Raw genomic sequence first — 20060 nt, 5'->3', positions numbered from 1 at the left:
AGGCGGCCAAGCCTGAATGTTTGGGCGCGCTGGGGCGGATGCTAAGCCGATTATCTCTGCTAGGAGCCCAACGGTTGCAGCACGCTGCCTTGCCCTTGCAAAATCATAGAACCTTCACATTTCCGGCAAACTATGTTCACAGGCCTCCGGTATTCTAATGATGGATCATTGGAGTTTTGCGGACATTGGAAACTCCAAAAGAGGGGGATTATCATGAAAATCTTATTAATCGAGGACGAAAAGCCTTTGAGCGACGCGCTTTGTCAAATCTTCAGTAAAAAACGGTGGGAAACCTTCGCCGCCTACAACGGCGAAACGGGCCTGGACGAAGCCTTGACGGGAATTTACGACATCATCCTGCTGGACATCATGCTCCCCAAGCTGGACGGTTTAACGGTTTTGCAGCGGCTGCGCGAAGCTTCCATCTCCACGCCGGTGCTCCTGCTCTCCGCCAAAGGGGAAATCAGCGACAAAGTGGCGGGGCTGGACTGCGGCGCGGACGACTACCTGGCCAAGCCGTTTGCAACGGAAGAGCTGCTGGCGCGCATCCGCGCCATGACCCGCCGCCGGGGGGAATTGATCTTTGACGACACGTTACAGGTGGGTGATCTCACCCTGAATTTGGCGAATTACACGCTCTCGCGCGGGGACCAGCGGGTCCAGCTCGCCAACAAAGAATTCGAAATCATGAAACAGTTTTTTCTGCATCCGGATACCATCCTCAACAAGGAGGAATTGCTGACCAGGCTCTGGGGATTTGAAAACGGCGCAGCCGGGAACAATGTGGAGGTCTATATCTCCTTCCTTCGCAAGAAGCTGACCTATTTGTGCTCCCAGATGCGCATCGCCTGTATCCGGAATGTGGGATACCGCTTGGAGGAACCGCTATGTTTCGGAAGCTAAAATGGAAGCTGGTCCGCTTCAACATGGCGCTCTTGAGCCTTGTGTTCATTGCTATTTTTGCAGTGACCGCTGTATTGATGATCGCTGCAAATGAGCAGCAGACGCAGATGACGTTAAACGCCGCTTTGCATATGCGCGACGACGGCGGCCGTCAGCCCCCGCCGGTCATGGGGGCCATCCGTGTCATTCTGGATGAGCAGCAAGAGGTTGCCACATTCAGCGCGCCCCCGGGCGTATCGGCCGAGCTGGTCCAACAGGCCACGGAAATGGCGCAGGAACAGGAGCAGGAACGCGGAAATTTCTCACTCGATACCTACCATTTTTCCTACGCATTCGATCGGGAACACGCCCATTTGGTACTTCTGGACCAGACGGGGTCCATTGCCACGCAGCGGAACATCCTTTTGATCCTGTTTGGCGTTACTATTTTAAGCCTGCTCTTGCTGTTTGGGTTGAGCACGCTCTTTGCCACCCGCACGGTGCGCCCGGTCAAAGAGGCGTTTGACCGTCAAAAAAACTTTGTGGCGGACGCCTCTCATGAATTGAAAACGCCGCTCGCTATCCTGAACGCCAACCTTTCCGTCCTAGCAGAAAACGGGACGGAATCGGTCGCCAGCCAGGATCAGTGGATCTCCGCCATGCAGGTTCAGATCACCCGGATGAACGGGCTCATCAACGATATGCTGACGCTCGCAAAGCTGGACCACGACCAGGACGCCATCCCTACACGCGCCGTGGATTTCAGCCGTCTGACAACGGGTTGCTTACTCTCCTTTGAAGCCGTTGCCTATGAAAAGGGCGTGGAAATCCGTTCCCGCATTTCGGAGCATCTCATGGTAAACGGCAGCCCGGAGAGATTCTCCCGTCTGGTGGACATCCTGCTCGACAATGCCGTTAAACATACCCCTTCCGGCGGGATCGTGGAGGTTGTGCTCTCACGTGAAAAGAATCACGCTGTCCTGTCCGTGCGGAATTCCGGGGAAGAGATTTCCCCCGATGCGCTCCCCCACGTATTCGACCGGTTTTACCGGGCGGACAGCGCACGTTCCCGCGAAACCGGAGGTTATGGTCTTGGCCTTGCCATCGCCAAATCCATTGTGGAAAATGCACACGGAAAGATTTCTGCGGAGAGTGCAGACAATCATACGACCTTTTCCGTAGAACTCCCCATCTATGCAGAGGCTCACCCCGGCAGTGGCGCCGATGCATAAAAGCGCTGTCTCTTAAGGTTGCCGCCAAGAGCGGGGTGCCTTGCAGCAACCTGTGTGGGATATTCTCCCGCTTCATAGCCGCCATAAACGCAAAAACGTCCGACACAGGCTTCAATAAGCCCATTTCGGACGTTTTTTCCATATAGTCTATTTCTATAAAATACCCAGGATTCCGTTCTATTCAACCGACCACGCAACGCCAATGACGTCGAGGCCGATATGGATGGCCAGGACAGGCCCCAAGGTTGCCCGCGAAATGGCCGCATGCGGCAAACGCGCGCGGATGCGCTCCGCCAGAGCGGGCGCAATATAGGCGCTCCCCAGGGACTCAATGATGACCTCCACAGCATCCTCCGGCACCCGGTCCGCCAGCGCCTGCATCTGCGCATTCCGGCCGCGCGCCGTGCCGGCGCAGACCAATGCGCCGCCGTCTTTTTCCAAACAGAGGATCGGCCGGATGTTCAAAATCGCCCCCACGGACTGGCGCACAATGCTCAATCTGCCGCTCTTCCGCAAGGATTCCATGTCCTCTACGGAGAAGGCGATGCCGGTCTTTTCCCGCTGCTTTTTCACCTGCGCTACAATGTCTTCCAAAGGATAGCCCTGCCGGATCAGCTTCGCCGCCTTTTTGAGCAGCAATGCCAGTCCTCCCGCCGTTGTGCGGGAATCCACAACGCGCACCTTTTCCGCATCCACAGCCTTTGCCGCAATACAGGCGCTGCTATATGCACCGCTCAACCGCGAGGAAATCACCACACAGAGCACCTCGCCGCCCTGATGGACAATCGCCTGAAACATTCCGACAAAATCCGCAACCGAGGCCTGTGCGGTTGCGCAGAGATCCGGATTCGCCGCAATTTTATCCACAAAATTCTGATTCTCGTCCGCGAACCCCTCGGTATAGGAATTCCCGGCAATGGTATAATGCATGGGCACCACACGGAGCTTTAAACGATCCGCTTCCTCCTTTGTCAGGTAGGCAGTGCTGTCCGTCACAAGTGTAATCATCCATTCCCAGCCCCCATTCTGCGGAATCGGTTGTACCGGTTCTCAAGCAGCTGCTGGATGGGGAGCTTTGCATTCTGGGAAAGCTTCTCATACAGATCCGTCTTTAAGCCCTGATAAACCTCTTCGAATTGATTGTGCCCCTCTGGGATGACCCGCTCAATCACCCCGAGCTGCAACAGATCCTCCGCCGTCATACGCAGGCAGCTGGCAGCTTCTTTCACCTTCGAGCTGTCCTTCCAGAGGATGCTCGCACATCCCTCGGGCGAAATGACCGAATAAAGGGCGTTTTCCAGCATCCACACCTCGTCGGCAACTGCAAGCCCGATGGCTCCGCCGCTGCCTCCTTCCCCAATAAACACCGAGATAATCGGCGTTTTAAGGGTCATCATTTCACTCAGGTTTTCTGCAATCGCTTCGCCTTGGCCGCGCTCTTCCGCTGCAATCCCGCAGAACGCGCCCGCCGTATCGACAAAACAGACCACAGGGCGGTGGAACTTCTCCGCCAATTTCATCTGACGAAGGGCCTTCCGGTATCCCTCGGGATGGGCGGAGCCAAAATTCCGGTATAATTTTTCCTTGGTATCGTGGCCGCGCTCCAACGCAATCACGGTGACGGGCATCCCGTTTAAACGCGCGATTCCTGCCACAATCGCCTTGTCGTCTCCAAAGCGGCGGTCCCCGTGCATCTCGATGAAATCATCAAAGATGTGATTGATAAAATCCGTTCCGGTCGGCCGGCCTTTCGAACGGGCCGCCTGTACGCGCTCAAATGCTTCCATTGGACGCCCCTCCTTCCGGGATTGCGCCGTGCAAAGACAGGAGCTTTGCCAGCATTTCCTTCTGTTCGCTGCGTTGGACCACCTGGTCCACAAACCCCTTTTCAAACAGGAACTCTGCGCGCTGGAATCCCGCAGGGAGCTTTTGGCGCATGGTCTGCTTGATGACACGCGGCCCCGCGAACCCAATCAAAGCGTGGGGCTCGGCCAATATGATGTCCCCTTCCATTGCAAAGCTGGCCGTAACACCTCCGGTCGTCGGGTCGGTCAGCACGACAATGTACAGGTTTCCCGCGTCACTGTGGCGCTTGACCGCGCCGCTGGTCTTCGCCATCTGCATCAGGGAAAGCGTCCCCTCCTGCATGCGCGCACCTCCGGAAACCGTGTAGCCGATCACCGGCAGAGAGTGCTCCGTGGCGTATTCAATCAGGCGGGTGATTTTCTCTCCCACCACCGTGCCCATGCTTCCCATCATAAAATAGGGTTCCATGACAAACAGGCAGCATTTCATGCCGTTGATGCGCGCCGTACCGCAGACAACGCCCTCTTTCTCCGCGCTCTCCAGATACGCGTGTTTGAGCTTGCGGTCGTAATTGGGGAACCCGATCAGGTTGCGCGAACGCATGTTGGCGTCGTGCTCCTCAAACGAATCCTCGTCCGCAATCATGCTGATCCGCTGCCGCGCGTTCACGCGGAAGTGGTGGCCGCACTTTGGGCAAACGTCGAGATTTTCGTTCAGCTCACTGGTGAACAGCATCGCTTTGCACTCCGGGCAGGAGATGCACAGCTCGCTTGGAATATCCGGCGCCGGGGACTTGGTATATTTGTCATACGATTCCAGGTCGTTTTTCGGCTTTTTAAATAGGTTTTTTGGAAGCATCCGTTATCCCCTCTTTTCCCGCAATTCCATGAAGTTTGTATAGTAATCTCCGGATTTAAACGCCGGTGTGCTCAAAATATCCATATGGAGTTCCGCGTTGTGATCCACGCCTTCCACCACCAATTCGCACAGGGCGGCCTGCATCTTGCGGATGGCCTCCTCGCGCGTCGGGGCATGGACAATCAGCTTGCCGATCAGGGAATCATAGAACGGCGGGACCATATAGTCCTGATACAGCGCCGTATCAAAGCGCACCCAGGGGCCGCCCGGGATATGCAGCAGGGAAATCCTGCCGCAGCTCGGCCGGAAGTTCAGCTCCGGATTCTCCGCATTGATGCGGCACTCGATGGCATGGCCGGAAATGTGTATATCGTCCTGCGTAAAGGCCAGAGGCATTCCCGCAGCCACGCGGATCTGCCATTTGACCAGGTCGATGCCGCTGACCATCTCCGTCACCGGATGCTCCACCTGCAAGCGGGTATTCATCTCCATAAAATAGAAATTCTTATCCGGGTCCAGCAGGAATTCGATGGTCCCAACGCCGGTATAGCCAACCGCCTTGGCGGCCTTCACCGCCGCCTCCGCCATCTTCTGGCGGAGCTCCGGCGTGACCGCCGGGGAGGGGCTTTCCTCGATCATCTTTTGGTTCTTCCGCTGGATGGAACATTCGCGCTCCCCCAACGTGATGACATTCCCCTGCCGGTCGCAGAGGAGCTGCATCTCAATATGTTTCGCGGGGGCGACAAACTTTTCCAGATAAACGCCGCCGTCCCCAAAAGCAAGCTGGGCTTCCTGAGAAGCGGAGCGGAATGCGTCCTCAAAATCCTCAGAACGGTCTACGCGGCGAATCCCTCTGCCGCCGCCGCCCGCGCGCGCCTTCACCAGAAGCGGATACCCGATCCGGTCCGCCTCTTCGTGGGCTTTGGCCAGATCCTCTACCATCTCGCATCCCGGGACAACCGGCACGCCCGCTGCAATCATGGTCTTGCGTGCAGCGTCCTTGTCGCCCATCTCGGAGATCACCTTGGAGGACGGCCCAATAAAGACGATGTGGCACTCCTCACATAGGGCGGCAAACTTGGCATTCTCAGAGAGCAGACCGTACCCCGGGTGGATCGCGCCAGCCCCGGTCGCCTCTGCCGCGGAAAGGATCGCCGTCATATTCAGGTAGCTGTCCTGTACCTGCGCAGGGCCAATACAGATGCTTTCATCCGCCAGGCTCACATGCAACGCGTCGCGGTCCGCCTCTGAAAAAACGGCCACCGTGGAAATCCCCATCTCTTTACAGGCGCGGATAATGCGCACAGCGATTTCCCCACGGTTGGCGATCAATATCTTTGAAAACAAGGTCTACACCTCTTTATCATCAAATTCACAATGCTCAAACGATGGCAAAGGAGAGATCCCCTTTTACCACCAATTTGCCATTGACACGCCCTTCGCCTTTTGCAAAGCAGAACGGCCCGCGCTGTCCAGTTGCGCTGCAATGGAATACGATCGTATCGCCCGGCTTTACCTGCCCTTTAAAGCGCACCTTATCCAAACCGGTGTAGAGCGGGGTATGTCCCTTTACCGCCTCCACCAGCAGCACACAGCAGGTCTGCGCCATCATTTCGCACTGGATGACGCCCGGGACCACCGGGTTGCCCGGAAAATGGCCCTGCAAGAACCATTCGTCGCCGCGCACCGTATATTTGCCCTCCGCCAGATTGTCCTCAATCTTGGTCGCTTCATCCAATAGAAGCATGGGCTCACGGTGCGGCAGGATCTCTTTCAACTCTTCTCTCGTCATAGGTCTTTTTCCTCCTGCCCTCAAAAGATCTTAAAGAGCACCTGGCCGTATTCCACCAGCTGTCCATTCTCTACACAAACATCGACGATTTCCCCGTCCGTGTCCGCGGTGATCTCATTGAGCAGCTTCATCGCTTCGATCACGCACAGCACATCGCCCTTCTTGACCTTGCTGCCGACGCGGACATAGGGGTCCGCCTCTGGGGAAGGCGCCTGATAAAACACGCCGACCATCGGGGACTTGACCTCTTTCAAATTGTTGAAGTCCACCGGCGTGCCATCCTGCGTGGCCACCGGCGCTGCCGAAGCCGCCGAAGCAGGGGCTGCCGGAGCTGCCTGCACGGGTGCAGCGGCGGGCACCGCTTGTACCACAGGCACGACCGCCGGGGCTGCCGGAGCAGCGGCACTGGCGGCTTCCATGCGCAGGTTGGTTCCATCCTCCTGCAATTCCAATATGCCAAGGCCGTTTTCCTTCATGATCTGTGCGAGTTCCCGGATTTCTTCGATTTTCATGAAACTCCCTCCTTACCCGTTGTACTTCTTCAACGCCAAACATGCGTTGTGGCCGCCAAAGCCGAGGTTGGTAGAGAGCGCATAGTCCAACTCGACCTTCCGGGCTGTATTCGGGGTGTAGTCGAGGTCGCACTCCGGGTCGGGCTCTTGATAGTGGATCGTCGGCGGGACCACGCTGTTTTGCAGGGCCAGCGCACATACAATGGCCTCCAGCGCGCCCGTAGCGCCCAGCATATGGCCGGTCATAGACTTCGTGGAGCTGATAACCGCCTCGTATGCTTTCTGCCCCAACGCCTTTTTGAACGCCAATGTCTCTGTCTTGTCGTTCAGAGGTGTACTCGTACCATGCGCATTGATGTACAGGGATGCGTCCGCAGGCATCTGCGCTTCCGCAATCGCCTGGCGGATGGCATTTGCCGGTCCGTCCGCCTCCGGGTCCGGCGCGGTCACGTGATGGGCGTCGTTCGTATTGCCATAACCGACCATCTCCGCATAGATCTTCGCGCCGCGCGCAACCGCGTGCTCGTACTCCTCCAGGATCAAGACCGCGCTGCCTTCGCCCATGACAAACCCGCTGCGGCGCTTGTCGAACGGTGTGCAGGCGTCCTCCGGGTCATCGCTGTTGGACAGCGCCATGCAATTGGCAAAGCCGGCAGTGGCCAGCTCATTGATGGTCGCCTCCGTGCCGCCTGCGATGATCGCGTCCGCATAGCCGTGCTTGACCGCCCGGAATGCCTCGCCCACTGCGTGGGCGGAAGTTGCGCAGGCCGTCACAACGCAGAGGGACGGGCCTTTTGCCTGGTATTTAATCGCAACATTGCCGGCGGCAATATTGGTAATCAATTTGGTGATGAAGAAGGGCGAAATCCCCTTCGGCCCTTTGTTGAGCAGTTTCGTGGTCTCTTCCACAAAGGTATTCATTCCGCCGACGCCCGTGCCGATATAGACGCCCAAGCGCTCCGGCTCCACTTTGCCCTCGATGCCGCTGTCCTGCATCGCCTGCGCCGCGGCAGCCATTGCATACTGGGTGAACAGGTCCATCTTGCGCACCTGGGATTTTTCAATGTACAGCAACGGATCGAATCCCTTGACCTCTGCCGCAATGTTCACTTTGCTGTTGGACGTATCGAACTTCGTAATTTTTCCAATGCCGTTCTTGCCCGCAAGCAAGCTCTCCCAAGTGGTCGGGATGTCGTTGCCAACCGGCGTAACTGCGCCGATTCCGGTAATTACGACTCGTTTTTCCATTTTTTACAATCCCCCAAACTTTTACATACCGAGGCCGCCATCCACGCGGATGACTTCGCCCGTGATATACGACGCGCCGTCTCCCGCCAGGAAGACCGCCAGATTTGCAATATCCTCCGGCTTGCCCATATGCTTGAGCGGGATCGCCGCACTCGCGCCTTCTTTTACTTTATCGCTGAGCTTTGCCGTCATATCCGTTTCAATGAAACCGGGCGCAATGGCGTTGCAGGTCACATTGCGGGAAGCGAGCTCCTTCGCCACGGACTTGGTCAGACCGACCAGCCCGGCCTTGGCGGAAGAGTAGTTCCCCTGCCCTGCGTTGCCCATCAACCCTGAGACGGAGGAGATGTTGATGATTCTTCCGCTGCGGCGCTTCATGAAATGCGAATAGCAATGCTTAATCATATGGAAAGCGCCCTTCAAATTCGTATCGATCACCGCGTCAAAGTCGGCCTCCTTCATGGAGAGCAGCAGGCCGTCGCGCGTGATGCCGGCGTTGTTCACCAAAATGTTGATCTGCCCAAAGTCCGCCAGAATCTGTGCCACCGTCTCCTTTGTCGCATCAAAGTCGGACACGTCGCAGCGGTACGCTTTGGCGGTCACGCCGTGCTCTGCGGCAAGCGCGCATGTCTCGTTGGCGGCCTCTTCGTTGCCCGCATACACGATCGCAACATTGGCGCCGCTCTCTGCCATCTTCAATGCAATCGCACGGCCGATACCGCGGGAACCTCCGGTGATAACCGCAGTCTGATTGGTCAGCAAAAAAATTCCTCCTTTAGTCTCTCATCATTTTGATCTGGAAATGGCTTTATTTCAGCGCATCCACCGTGGCCTGTAAGGTTTCCGCATCCTCCACGCGATGGATGGATACGCCGGGGAGCGTCTTTTTCACCAAACCGGCGAGCGTTTTGCCGGGCCCGACCTCTACAAAATCGGTGACGCCCTCGTCCGCCATCTTTTTCAAAATCGCCTGCCACGGGACCGGGTGGTTGACCTGCATGGCGATGTTCTGCTTAATCGCCGCCGCATCCTGCGCATAGTGCTCTGCCGTATAGTTTGCATAGAGCGGCGTCGCCGGCGCGGAGACCGCCACTTGCTTAAGCTCCTCCTGCATCTGTGCCGCCGCGGAATCCATCATCGGGGAGTGGAATCCGCCGCTCACCGCCAGTGGAACGGCACGGCCGCCCGCCTCCTGTACCGCCTTGCAGAGCCCTTCCAAAGCCGTCTTTTCGCCCGCCACGGACACCTGTCCCGGGCAGTTGTAGTTTACCGGATAGGTCCCCGGATGCGCCGCGCAGAGTTCCTCCACACGCTCGTCGGAGAGCTTCAGCACAGCGGCCATGCCGCCGTTTGTCCGCTCCGCCGCCTCGTCCATAAAGGACGCGCGCTTACACACCAGACGGAAGCCATCCTCCGGGGTGAGCACCCCGCAGAACGTCAGGGCAGCCACCTCGCCAAGGGAAAAGCCGGCCGCCACGTCCGGCACAATCCCGCTGGCTTTCAGGGCTTCCGCCGCCGCGAGATCCACACAATAGACGCACGGCTGCGTATTTTCCGTGCGGCTCAATTCCTCTTTCGTCCCGGAAAAGCACTGGGCAGAGGTATTCGAACGGATGGAATCCGCCAGATCGAACACCGCCTTGGCCGCTTCGCTGGCCTCGCAGAGCGACTTTCCCATACCAGGATACTGCGCGCCCTGCCCGCTGAACAAAAAGGCTATTTTACCCATTTCATCGCACCTCCGAGAACCTGTTCGCCCTGTGTGAAGAGATCCTCGATGATCTCCTTGCAGGTCTGCTCTTTATTGACCATTGCGGCCACCTGGCCAGCCAGGAACGAGCCATGCTGTGCGTCGCCCTCTCGCGCCGCTTTGCGCACCGCACCCACGCCGTACTTTTCAAATTCCTCGTCGGTTACATTGGGGTCATATTCCATATGGGCCAACTCGCGGGAGAAGGGCGTCTTCAACGCGCGCACCGGATGCCCCAGTCGGCGGCCCGTGCTGATGGTGTCAATGTCCTTTGCCTTGAGAATTTTTTCCTTGTAGACCGGGCTGATGGTGCACTCCTTCGCCACCAGGAAGCGGGTACCCACCTGCACGCCCACCGCGCCCAGCATGAACGCTGCCGCCAGCTGACGTCCATCCGCGATGCCGCCCGCCGCGATCACCGGGATCTTCACCGCGTCGCACACCTGCGGGACAAGCGCCATGGTGGTGAGCTCACCGATGTGTCCGCCGCTTTCGCCACCTTCTGCGACCACCGCAGCTGCGCCGCGCTTCTCAACCAGCTTTGCAACGCCCACAGAAGCCACCACTGGGACGACTTTGATCCCGGCTTCCAACCATGCGGGCATATATTTGCCGGGGTTCCCTGCGCCCGTGGTGAGGACCGGTACCTTTTCCTCTACCACAACGCGTGCAACCTCTTCGACAAAGGGACTCATCAGCATCACGTTGACGCCAAAGGGCTTGTCTGTCATCTCACGGCACTTGCGGATCTCCGCGCGGAGCTGTTCGCCGTTGGAATTCATCCCGGCGATAATCCCCAGGCCGCCTGCGTTCGAAACCGCAGAGGCGAGGGACGCATCCGCAACCCAGGCCATGCCGCCCTGGAAGATCGGATATTCAATGCCAAACAACTCGCAAATCGGTGTCTTTATCATAAAAATTGCTCCTTTCCAGATATCCACTCAATCTTTATACGGTCCAAACCAGTGTACAAGCGCCCGTCGTCAGGCCCCCGCCAAAGGTGGAAATCACAAGCACATCGCCCGGATGGAACGCTCCCGCGCGGTGCATCTCATCCATCAGAATTGCAACACCCGCAGAAGAGGTATTTCCATAGCGGCTGATGTTCACATGGAATTTCTCCGGTGGGATACCCAGCCGTTTCTTTGCGGTTTCAATGATCCGCAGGTTGGCCTGGTGGGGAAGCACAAAATCCACGTCGTCCTCTGTCAGGCCCGCCTCTTTAATCACGGTGCGTATATCGTTACACATGGCGTTGACTGCAAATTTATAGACCTCCTGCCCATCCATAAAGAGGTAGGATTCACAATCCTTGGTTTCGCCAAAAGGCGAATTTCCCTGCACGTTCGGAATCCTAAGCACGTCCATATTGCCGGACGTCGTAATGCGGATGGAGCGCAAGCCGTCCCCCTCGCCCAACACAGCCGCGCCAGCCCCATCGCCAAACAGCACGCAGGTCCGGCGGTCCTTCCAATCGAGCAGCTTGGACATCTCCTCCGCGGCAATCAGCAGGACCTTCTTGACGCGCTTACGGGCAAAATAGCCGGCTGCAACGTCCAACATATAAACAAAGCCGGAACACGCGGCATTGATGTCGAACGCCGGGCAAGTCGCCCCCAGCCTGTTCTGGACAACGCAGGCCAGAGCAGGCGTTATGTAGTCGCCCCGAATCGTTGAGCAGATAATCAGATCCAGCTCTTCGGGTTCGACGCCTGCATCTCGCAGCGCCGCACGCCCTGCCTCGACCGCCAGATCGGATATGGTTTCGGTTGTGCAGACATACCGGCTTTTGATTCCTGTCCGGGTGGAAATCCATTCATCCGAGGTATCCAGGAAAGCCGAAAGGTCATCGTTTGTCTGCGAGCAGGCAGGATGGGCACTTCCCGTCCCCAGGATCTGAAAACTCATATTCACACCATTCTTTCTCACTTTGATTGTCGTCCGCCGAGCGGAATAAGCCCTCAATCCATAGGATTCATTTCCCTCATGGGGCTACCTGGGCCAGCCATTTTGAATGGCATAAGATACAAAACGGCTCATTTTAAAATACTTCAATTTTTTTAATTATATTGCAAATCCATTTTTTGTCAAGCGAAAAATATTTTTCGTATTTTACATTATAAGGGCTCAAAACAATCAAATACCGCTATTTTTCTCTATATAGAATGAAAAAAGCGATGAAAGATCTCTTTTTTTCAACAGGTTCGCTAGAATGCATGTGAAAGGATTTCCTATAAACACATTATAAATGTACATTCCACAACAGCCAATGGCTGTCAGAAGCACAACTTTTCTTTTACGTATTTTCTCACATTTTCCCTTTCTAATCAAGTCGTAACTTGTAAAATAGTCCGGCCACAGAGGCACAACCTCCTGCCCAGGAAACGCCTCCTTTGTCCGAGGCACAAAAGTGTTTCTAAGTAAAGAAGCACCCTGCCGCAAACACTTCTTATGAATGCGGCAGGGCGCCCTGCGTCTTATCTAGTTCAAGATGTGCGAACCATCCTTTATGCGATGGTTACGGAGCAATGCTGCTGCGCGTTCTGGCCCGGCAAGGTCGTGTAAACGCCCGTGCTCTGGCCCGGTGTGCCGACGGCATAGACTCTGTAGTAGTAGTCGTTTCCGATCTGCGCCACAAACTGCGTCTTCAGCACGCTGCCATTGCCCACGGTGAAGCTCGGGGCAACACCGTTTCCATTGACAACCGTCATCTTGAAGCAATATGCGCTGCCTCTCTTCAAGGAGAAGCTGACCGTTGTATCGCTGTATACGCTCGCCTGTGCAAGCACATTCTGCGCTGCGGTGACCGCCTGGTTGACGACCGCTGTGCCAGCAGAGCCGTACACATTGCTGTTCTTCTTCGAGCTGGAAGATCCGGAAGTCTTGTGGCTGTTGCCAGCATCCGGCTTCGTGGGCTCCTCAACCTCTGTCGTCGCGTTGATACGCGCCTGCAGGGTATTGTATGCACTGACAATCTCTTCCGAGGACGCGTCCGCTTTTGCAACAACTGCCTTCGCGGTCTGGATAGCAGCCTTCAACGCTGCATAGTCCACCGCTGTGTAGTCGTTTGCATCCGCCTGCTCGCCTTGGGCAATCAAAGCCTCCAATGCGTCCTTATCCGGCGTCTTGCGCAGGTTTGCCATTGCAACCGTCAGGTCGTCTGCACATGCATTGACTTCCTTCTGCGTAGCATTGGCGTTTTCCATCATTGCCTTGGCTGCATCCAGGGCGTCTATGAAGGCGTTCTTGACCTCTTCGCTGCTCTCATAGCTGTCCAGGTCGGCCAGGATCTCTTCCGCCTTCGCAATCAGCGTCTCCAGAGAGCTGGTATCCGCGCGGAAGGTCAAGCCTGCGATTGCATCCTGCAGGGCCTGCTTTGCCGGCTCCACTTCGGTCTCCAGAGCGTCTTCGTCGTCTACGAGCGCTTCTGCGTCCGTAACAGCCTTCTCATAGGCCTCCCAGCTATTCGGCGTGAAGTCCTCTTCGTTGAGATCCGGCAGGAGATCCAACAAGGCCGCCAAGCCTTCTCTGTCTCCAGCGGTGAAGGACAGGTAGAACATTGCGTCCAACATGTTCTTCCAAGCTTCGTCGATTTCGTCCTGCAAGGCCGTCTTGTCCGCCTCAACAGCAACCGCCGCTGCATATGCTGCGTCAAAGTTCCTCTTTGCGCTCGGGATCATCGTCGCATACTCTTCGCCGGCCATAGCCGTTTCCGCATTTGCGATTGCCTCGCGCAATGCAAGCTTGCTGATCACTGTGCTCACGAGCTGCACCGTGGTTTCGGTGTTCGGCATCGTCAACACATAATCAAACTCCTTGGTGGAATCCAGTGCTTCGATATCAACTGGCGTCTCTTCGCCATTGACCAGCACGGAGGCCGCTGCAAACTCTCTGCCATCCAGTCTCGTCGCAAAGGTCAGCGTCACTTCGTCGCCCGCCATGACCTCTGCGGTGTAGCTGCCCAGCAAGTCTGCAAACGGCGGCTTTTCACCGTTGACCAAAAGCGTCACATTGGAATCGTATTCGACGCGCAGGGTATGCTCAGAGGGTTCTTCTACCGTCAGGCCGTCGATTGCCGCCTGCAAGGTATCCAACGCGTTCAGCAGCTCTGCGTCCGTTGCGGATTCGTTATCCAGCGCTGCGCCTGCGGCCGCATACGCAGATTCGAACGCTTCCCAAGCCGTGTCAAGATACTCGCCTTGGCCTGCATCGTGAATCTTTGTGGCCTCCAGATACAGTTCTTGCAATTTTTCATACGGGGTCTTCTCCGGAACCGGAACGACCGTCGCATACGTCTTTGCAGAGAGGTTCTCGTTGCCATTGATATTGGTGGCCATCACGCGGATTCTCGTCCCAACCGGAACGTTTTCGCCCACGGAAACCGTCGCCTTGCCAGCATCCTCCGGATTCGGCGTAATGCTCGCGCCTTCGATCTCGCGTCCGAAGGAATCGACGATGGACCAATCTGCGGATGTTACTTCATACGTATCATCCCACACCAATCCTTCGATGGCTGCCTTCAACATATTATAGGCGCTGTCGATAATCGCTTCTGCCGCGCCCGGTGTTGCCACTACAACGTTCGCCACGTTGATGGCTGCATTCAGAATTGCTACGCTGCTCTCTGTGTAGATGCTGGTATCAATCCCATTTGCCTGCTCGAGCAGAGCCTGCAGGTCTTCCATGGTTGCGGCTGCACGTGCAGAACCCGCTTTTGCGGTCGCCGTCGGAGCGGCCTTCACAATGGTGTATTCCTGGTCGGTGCCCAGGACGATTTCTGCATTCTTCGGAGAAAGCGTCACTCCGTCCTCGTCCACAACCGGTACGTCGTTGTAGCCGAGCGTTGCAAAGTCGAGCCACAGGACAACGTTTTCATTGTCCGGAGTGATAGCCGGTGCTTCTGCTTCTGCCTTGTCATAAGCGTCCTGGCCGTTCAGCTCGTCGGCACTGAGCGCCTTATTGTAGACGCGCACCTTGGCGAACTGATTGCTGTTGCTTCTGCCCGTCTCAGAGTCATAACCGATATAGAAGTCCGTGTCATTGGAAGCCACGCCGCCCGTAGAGCTATCCGCCGCCTGCGCGACGATCTCGCCGTTCAGGTAGAGGTACAGGTTGCTGCCGTCATAAATGCCAGCGATGTGGTTCCACTTGTTGATCACTTCGTCGCGGTTATATTCGTACTCATAGGTGTACCATTTGCCATCGTTCGCCTTGATGAAGAAATCAATGGTCGACGTACGGATACGGAAGCCCATGCAGCTATCGCCCTTGCCGAGGAACATGTCGTAATCCCTCTGGTTGGTGGACGGCTTCACCCAAACTTCCACAGTGAACGGGTTCTTGCCTTTGAACACATCTTTGAAGATGTCCCCACCGTCGGTTCCCTTGTTATTTAGAATCGGCATATAACCTGTCATAGCAGCGCCAAAGGTGTCGTCATGAATCAAGGTTGCCGTCTCCGGGATGACGGGATCCATCGCGTTGTTGCTCTGATCCTTCACATACGGAGCCTTGCCGCGGAGCGTCGAAACTTCTTCCAATGCGCTCTCAAGGTCGCTGTAATTGGAAACAAGCGCCTTCTGGGCATCGGTCAGTCCCTCGTAGAGATTCATCACCGCTTCGACCTCGTCGAGCTGGTCATAGGAATACACGAAGATCGAATCGATCGCCTCTTCCACCGCCTGCGCCTGCTGCTGGTCAAATGCATCCTGGTCAAAGCTCTCGAGGGTTCTCCAGGGCTTGCTCAGCTCCATCGGGTCGCCGGAAGCGGTCTCATACGGGATAATGGTGTACTCATAGGTGTATGCCTGATTGTTCGGTACCTTGTACTGATCCAGGTTATCCGGGCCGCAGCTTGCGTTGCCGATACCGCGGGAGATCAGGTCCACATGGAAATACGTCTCCTCATTCGGAGCAGTTAACTCATACGGATGATTTGCCGCGTCCAGTTCATCCATCGTGAAGTGTAGGGCACTTGCTTCCAGATCCTGCTTGCCGGCAACAAGGACGCCATAGGGCTTTTCTTCGCCCGTCAAAGCCATCCACTTCACACCGTTGTGGTTACCAGAGGTCTGGGGCCGGAGGAAGGGATAGAAGGAATCCGTAACCGTGGTATCAAAGACACCAACCGTTGCATATGAGCAGCGGTCCGTGTAACCCTCGGACGGGCCGTTGCCATACCAGGTGATGTTCTCATAGCCTGCTGGCAGAGTCATCGTAGAACCGACCTTCATGATCTGTCCCATGCTCGTGTCGGTGGCATCCAATGTAAAGTTGACTGTAACCGCACCGGAACCGTCGATCGTATATACAACCGTCTCTTTCGCGCCTTTCGCATTGTTCAACGTCAACTCGGTGGTGATGACCGTTCTGCCGTCCTCCGCCGTGGAGACCGTCAGTCCATCTTCATCCAGCGTGATGTTCTTGTTGGCGTTCTTCCAGGTGGAGTCCATATTCTTATCGTTGTCGTTCGCCGCTCTCCAGAAGTCCGGCGCCGGGCCTTCTTCGATAATCTCTTCGCCGCGGAAGACATAGTTGGACATCGCGCCCGTGGTCTTATTCAGCTTAAAGCTGAAGCCGTCGCCAGAGATGAGGACATAGTCCGCATCGCTTTCGGTATCCACGGTGACTGCCTTATCGGAGATGACCGGGGCAACTGCCGGGGCAACTGCCGGGATTGCGAACTGTTCGTGCGCGACCTCGTGGCCTGCCTCTGCCCAAAGCGTATCCTCCTTGAGCAGGAAGTCGATGTTGAGGTAATACTCCGCACCTGCCGGACGCTCGTTCTCTGCGGGCATGGTGTATGGGATGGTAACTGTCTTGGTCTCCTTCGGCGCTACATTCGCTTCTTCATCCGTCAGAGTCCCTTCGTCAATGATTTCGCCGTCCTGCAAAAGCTTCCACTGGACTTCATAATCGTTGACATTGGTGAAGTTATTCTCATTATAGATGTTGACCTTGCGGTTTACGAGCGCATTTTCCGTTGCCGTTACCCAAATGGACTGGTACTGATACTTCACTTCATAGAGCTCCGGCTGCGGGTCGCGGTCCGGAGATACGAGGCCGTTCACGCAGAAGTTGCCGCTGTTGTTGCTATCGCCAAAGTCGCCGCCGTAGCCAAAGAACTTGCCGTCCATCTCTTCATTGTAGAGATTCTGCTGTGCATAATCCTCTGCATAGTAATCCCAATACTGGCTCTCCAGCTCGGTAATCGGCTCGGAGTAATCCAGCCACAGCACAACGCTGTCGTCGGTTGCGCCGATGGCAGGTGCCTGGCTGTTCTGTGCCTGGAGTTCTTCCGCCGTCAGTGCCTTGTTATAAATGCGCGCAATGGAGATTTCTCCATCCACTGTGCGATTGTGCTCCAGATCGATGCCGACGCCGAGGTCATACGAATTGGTGCGAATATCGAAACGACCGTTGTTGGTCGCCATCAGCTTGCCATCATAGTAGACCTTCAAAGCGCTTCCGTCGTAGGTGCCTGCGATCTGATGCCAGTTGCCCACCCAATCGCTCGGGAGGTCAAACGAGGCAGACTGCCAGCCGCCATTATAGACGAAGAATTCTACGCCAGGAGCACCGCTGCTGCGGGTCTTCAAAGCAACCTGGGAATCGCCCTTTGCAAGGAATACACTGTTCATCGCAGTAGAGTCCGGCTTCACCATGACTTCAAAGGTGAAGTTTGCATCTTCTCCGGAAAGGACCTCGTTATAAACATCATTTGCTTCGCCGGAAATGACTGCATAACCGCTGTAGGACTTGCCTGTGAGGGAAGCATCGTCCGCATCGTTTACCGTTGTGGGCCCAGTCATCGTTGCGACCGCGGCATTGTTACTCCGTTCCGTAATGTTGCTCTGACTCGGCAGAGAGTCGAGATCGATGTAACGGGACTGATCGACCCAGTCCCAAATGAATCCGCCAAGCATGTTATCAGAGCTGCGGACTGCATCCCAATATTCTTTGATATTGCCGACTGCGTTGCCCATTGCGTGGTCATATTCGCACATGACATAGGGCATCTTGCCTTCGCCAGCATATCCCTGTACCGTGCTGACCGTCGGATACATATTGCTGCCCATATCGGTGCCGCAGTCCTGGTTCAAACCTTCCGCATGAACCGGGCGGGTCAAATCGCGGTCCTTGAAGAACCACACTGCACGCGGGAAGATATCGTCGCCGCCGTGGCGGTCATAGCTCATCTCGTTGCCGATGGACCATGCCACAATCGCTGTCTGATTCTTCAGCGTCTGATAGGACGTGTTTTGGCGGTCAAACAAGATCGTATCCAAATAGTTATTAATGTTGTCGTTCTGGCCCATGATCGCGTGACATTCCGCATTTGTCTCGCCCATCATATACAGGCCATACTTGTCGCAGAGGTAATAGAGGTATTCGTCGTTCGAATAGTGAGAAGTGCGGATCGCGTTGAGGTTCCATTCCTTCATCAGCTTGACGTCTTCCTCGTAGACTTCCTTCGGCACATATTTGCCGCCGAACGGATCGGTGTCGTGGCGGTTCGTGCCGCGGAACAACAACGGCTGGCCGTTGATGGTGATCGGCTCATACTCCGTTGTAATCCGGTTGTAGTTTTCGTCTACTTCCGTGCGGGTGAACTCGATCTCACGGAAGCCGAGCTGCTGCGAAATGCTCTCAAACAGCTTGCCGGAAGTCTTGTCATAAAGGTTCAGAACCAATGTGTAGAGGTTCGGGTACTCTGCGCTCCAAAGCTCCGGGTTCCTAACCAGCTTGCTGGCGTCCGCCGTTGCGGATTCGCCCGCGGCGATCGCGCCGAGGTCAATGCGCATGGGGTCGTTTGCAAAGACGTCGTTGCCCTCTGCATCAAACAATTGAACGTCGATGGCAAAGTTCGAGACATCCTGCGTCGCATAGTTGGTGACCACCGGGCTCAGCTGGAGGTCTGCGTTCGTATAGGTCTCGTCCAGGTCGGTAATCACGCGATAGTCCGAGATATGCACCAGCGGGGTGGAATAGAGATAGACGTCGCGGAAGATACCGCCGTCATAGATCATGTCCTGGTCTTCCATCCACGTGCCGTCGCAGAATTTATGTACTTCAACAGCGAGGGTGTTGACTTCGCCCTGCGGGTTCAGGTAATCGGTGATATCAAACTCGTGCGGACGGTAGCTGTCCTCACTGTAGCCCACCTCATGTCCGTTGACATAGACATAATAAGCGGATTCCACGCCCTGGAAGGAAATCAGCACACGGCCGTTTTCCTGAAGCATGGAAGGATTTACGGTGAATTCCTTGCGGTAGAAACCCACCGGGTTATAATTGGTCGGCGCCTGCGGCACACTGGCATTATCCCCTTCTTGCCAGGGCATCTGGGTATTCGTATAAATGGAATAGTCCCAATCGCCGCAGTCTTCATAACGGGTCCAGCTGCGCGGAACTTCTACATCGTACCAACCGTCCTCCGCTTTGACCTCATAATCGGGGTTCATAAAGCCGTCGTCCAGATATTTCTGGCCCTTTTCCGGATTGGATACGACCACGAGCTGCCAATCTTTTTCGCCGGAGCCGGAAAGCATTTGGACGTATGCGGACTGGTCCTTTGCATAATCCACTGCGCCGGTCACAGCCTTGTCCACGGATTCATAAGGAACCGTCGACGTCGCTGCGGGTTCGCGGTTGATCCCCACAACGTCCCAGGCGTTTTCCTGCTGGCCGTCTAGGCCAGTATAGGTGGTGCCTGTCCACTCTTTGTGGGTAAACTTCGGGTCTTCGGGTTTCATTTCGGAAGCGGCCCGCGTAAGCTGCGGCCACTGTGCGTCGCTGTCCCACGGATCTCCCGCGTCATTCCCAGCAGCAAAAGCAGGCTGAATGCCTACGCTGACGGTCATGAGCGCTGCGAGAAGCAGGGAAACCAGCTTCTTCGATTTCATGCACATCTCTCCCCTATCTAAAAATATTCAACAAGGAACTACCAAACATGTTTTTTCGCTATAAGCAATTCCCTC

At 55.9% G+C, this 20060-nt stretch carries 14 protein-coding genes; 2 read left to right on the top strand and 12 right to left on the bottom strand.

Annotated elements, in window-relative coordinates; genetic code table 11:
* The first annotated feature begins 213 nt into the window (after window positions 1-213).
* The gene (locus tag B5F54_RS14680) at window positions 214-903 is read left to right on the top strand and encodes a response regulator transcription factor (protein WP_087234984.1); all 690 of its coding nucleotides are present in this window, start codon (window positions 214-216) and stop codon (window positions 901-903) included.
* On the top strand, window positions 888-2114 hold the full coding sequence (locus B5F54_RS14675) for a sensor histidine kinase (protein WP_087234983.1): 1227 nt from the start codon (window positions 888-890) through the stop codon (window positions 2112-2114). The genes B5F54_RS14680 and B5F54_RS14675 overlap by 16 nt, the downstream gene beginning before the upstream one ends.
* 177 nt (window positions 2115-2291) lie before the next feature.
* Here the strand turns inward: B5F54_RS14675 and B5F54_RS14670 are convergent, their stop codons facing one another.
* The 12 genes from B5F54_RS14670 to B5F54_RS14615 form a co-directional block, all read right to left on the bottom strand.
* On the bottom strand, window positions 2292-3122 hold the full coding sequence (locus B5F54_RS14670) for a DegV family protein (RefSeq protein WP_087234982.1): 831 nt from the start codon (window positions 3120-3122) through the stop codon (window positions 2292-2294).
* The gene (locus B5F54_RS14665; protein ID WP_087234981.1) at window positions 3119-3901 is read right to left on the bottom strand and encodes an acetyl-CoA carboxylase carboxyltransferase subunit alpha; all 783 of its coding nucleotides are present in this window, start codon (window positions 3899-3901) and stop codon (window positions 3119-3121) included. Before B5F54_RS14665 ends, B5F54_RS14670 begins: the two co-directional genes overlap by 4 nt.
* A complete protein-coding gene (accD, locus tag B5F54_RS14660) occupies window positions 3888-4778 on the bottom strand; it encodes an acetyl-CoA carboxylase, carboxyltransferase subunit beta (RefSeq protein WP_087234980.1) in 891 nt (296 codons plus the stop codon). The genes B5F54_RS14665 and accD overlap by 14 nt, the downstream gene beginning before the upstream one ends.
* 3 nt (window positions 4779-4781) lie before the next feature.
* Window positions 4782-6125 (bottom strand): acetyl-CoA carboxylase biotin carboxylase subunit, encoded by a 1344-nt coding sequence (accC, locus tag B5F54_RS14655; RefSeq protein WP_087234979.1) that lies wholly within the window; start codon window positions 6123-6125, stop codon window positions 4782-4784.
* Window positions 6126-6159: 34 nt separating this feature from the next.
* Complete coding sequence (gene fabZ, locus B5F54_RS14650) at window positions 6160-6570, bottom strand: 3-hydroxyacyl-ACP dehydratase FabZ (protein WP_087234978.1); 411 nt, start codon at window positions 6568-6570, stop codon at window positions 6160-6162.
* Window positions 6571-6590: 20 nt separating this feature from the next.
* Window positions 6591-7082 (bottom strand): acetyl-CoA carboxylase biotin carboxyl carrier protein, encoded by a 492-nt coding sequence (accB, locus tag B5F54_RS14645; RefSeq protein ID WP_087234977.1) that lies wholly within the window; start codon window positions 7080-7082, stop codon window positions 6591-6593.
* A 12-nt stretch (window positions 7083-7094) separates the two neighbouring features.
* A complete protein-coding gene (fabF, locus tag B5F54_RS14640; RefSeq protein ID WP_087234976.1) occupies window positions 7095-8330 on the bottom strand; it encodes a beta-ketoacyl-ACP synthase II in 1236 nt (411 codons plus the stop codon).
* A 21-nt stretch (window positions 8331-8351) separates the two neighbouring features.
* Window positions 8352-9092 (bottom strand): 3-oxoacyl-[acyl-carrier-protein] reductase, encoded by a 741-nt coding sequence (gene fabG / locus B5F54_RS14635; protein ID WP_243252493.1) that lies wholly within the window; start codon window positions 9090-9092, stop codon window positions 8352-8354.
* A 46-nt stretch (window positions 9093-9138) separates the two neighbouring features.
* Window positions 9139-10059 carry an ACP S-malonyltransferase gene (locus B5F54_RS14630; protein ID WP_087234974.1) on the bottom strand — a complete coding sequence of 307 codons (921 nt, stop codon included), beginning with the start codon at window positions 10057-10059 and terminating at the stop codon, window positions 9139-9141.
* A complete protein-coding gene (fabK, locus tag B5F54_RS14625) occupies window positions 10047-10994 on the bottom strand; it encodes an enoyl-[acyl-carrier-protein] reductase FabK (RefSeq protein WP_087234973.1) in 948 nt (315 codons plus the stop codon). The genes B5F54_RS14630 and fabK overlap by 13 nt, the downstream gene beginning before the upstream one ends.
* A 34-nt stretch (window positions 10995-11028) precedes the next feature.
* Window positions 11029-11988, bottom strand: a complete 960-nt coding sequence (locus B5F54_RS14620; protein WP_087234972.1) for a beta-ketoacyl-ACP synthase III — start codon at window positions 11986-11988, stop codon at window positions 11029-11031.
* Window positions 11989-12587: 599 nt separating this feature from the next.
* Window positions 12588-19985 carry a glycoside hydrolase family 2 TIM barrel-domain containing protein gene (locus B5F54_RS14615; RefSeq protein WP_172749760.1) on the bottom strand — a complete coding sequence of 2466 codons (7398 nt, stop codon included), beginning with the start codon at window positions 19983-19985 and terminating at the stop codon, window positions 12588-12590.
* Window positions 19986-20060 lie beyond the last annotated feature (75 nt).

It is taken from the genome of Anaeromassilibacillus sp. An250 (assembly GCF_002159845.1).
Lineage (GTDB): Bacteria > Bacillota > Clostridia > Oscillospirales > Acutalibacteraceae > Anaeromassilibacillus > Anaeromassilibacillus stercoravium.
The sequence above is the reverse complement of the archived record's forward strand: the minus strand, read 5'-3'. Positions and strand labels throughout refer to the sequence as shown.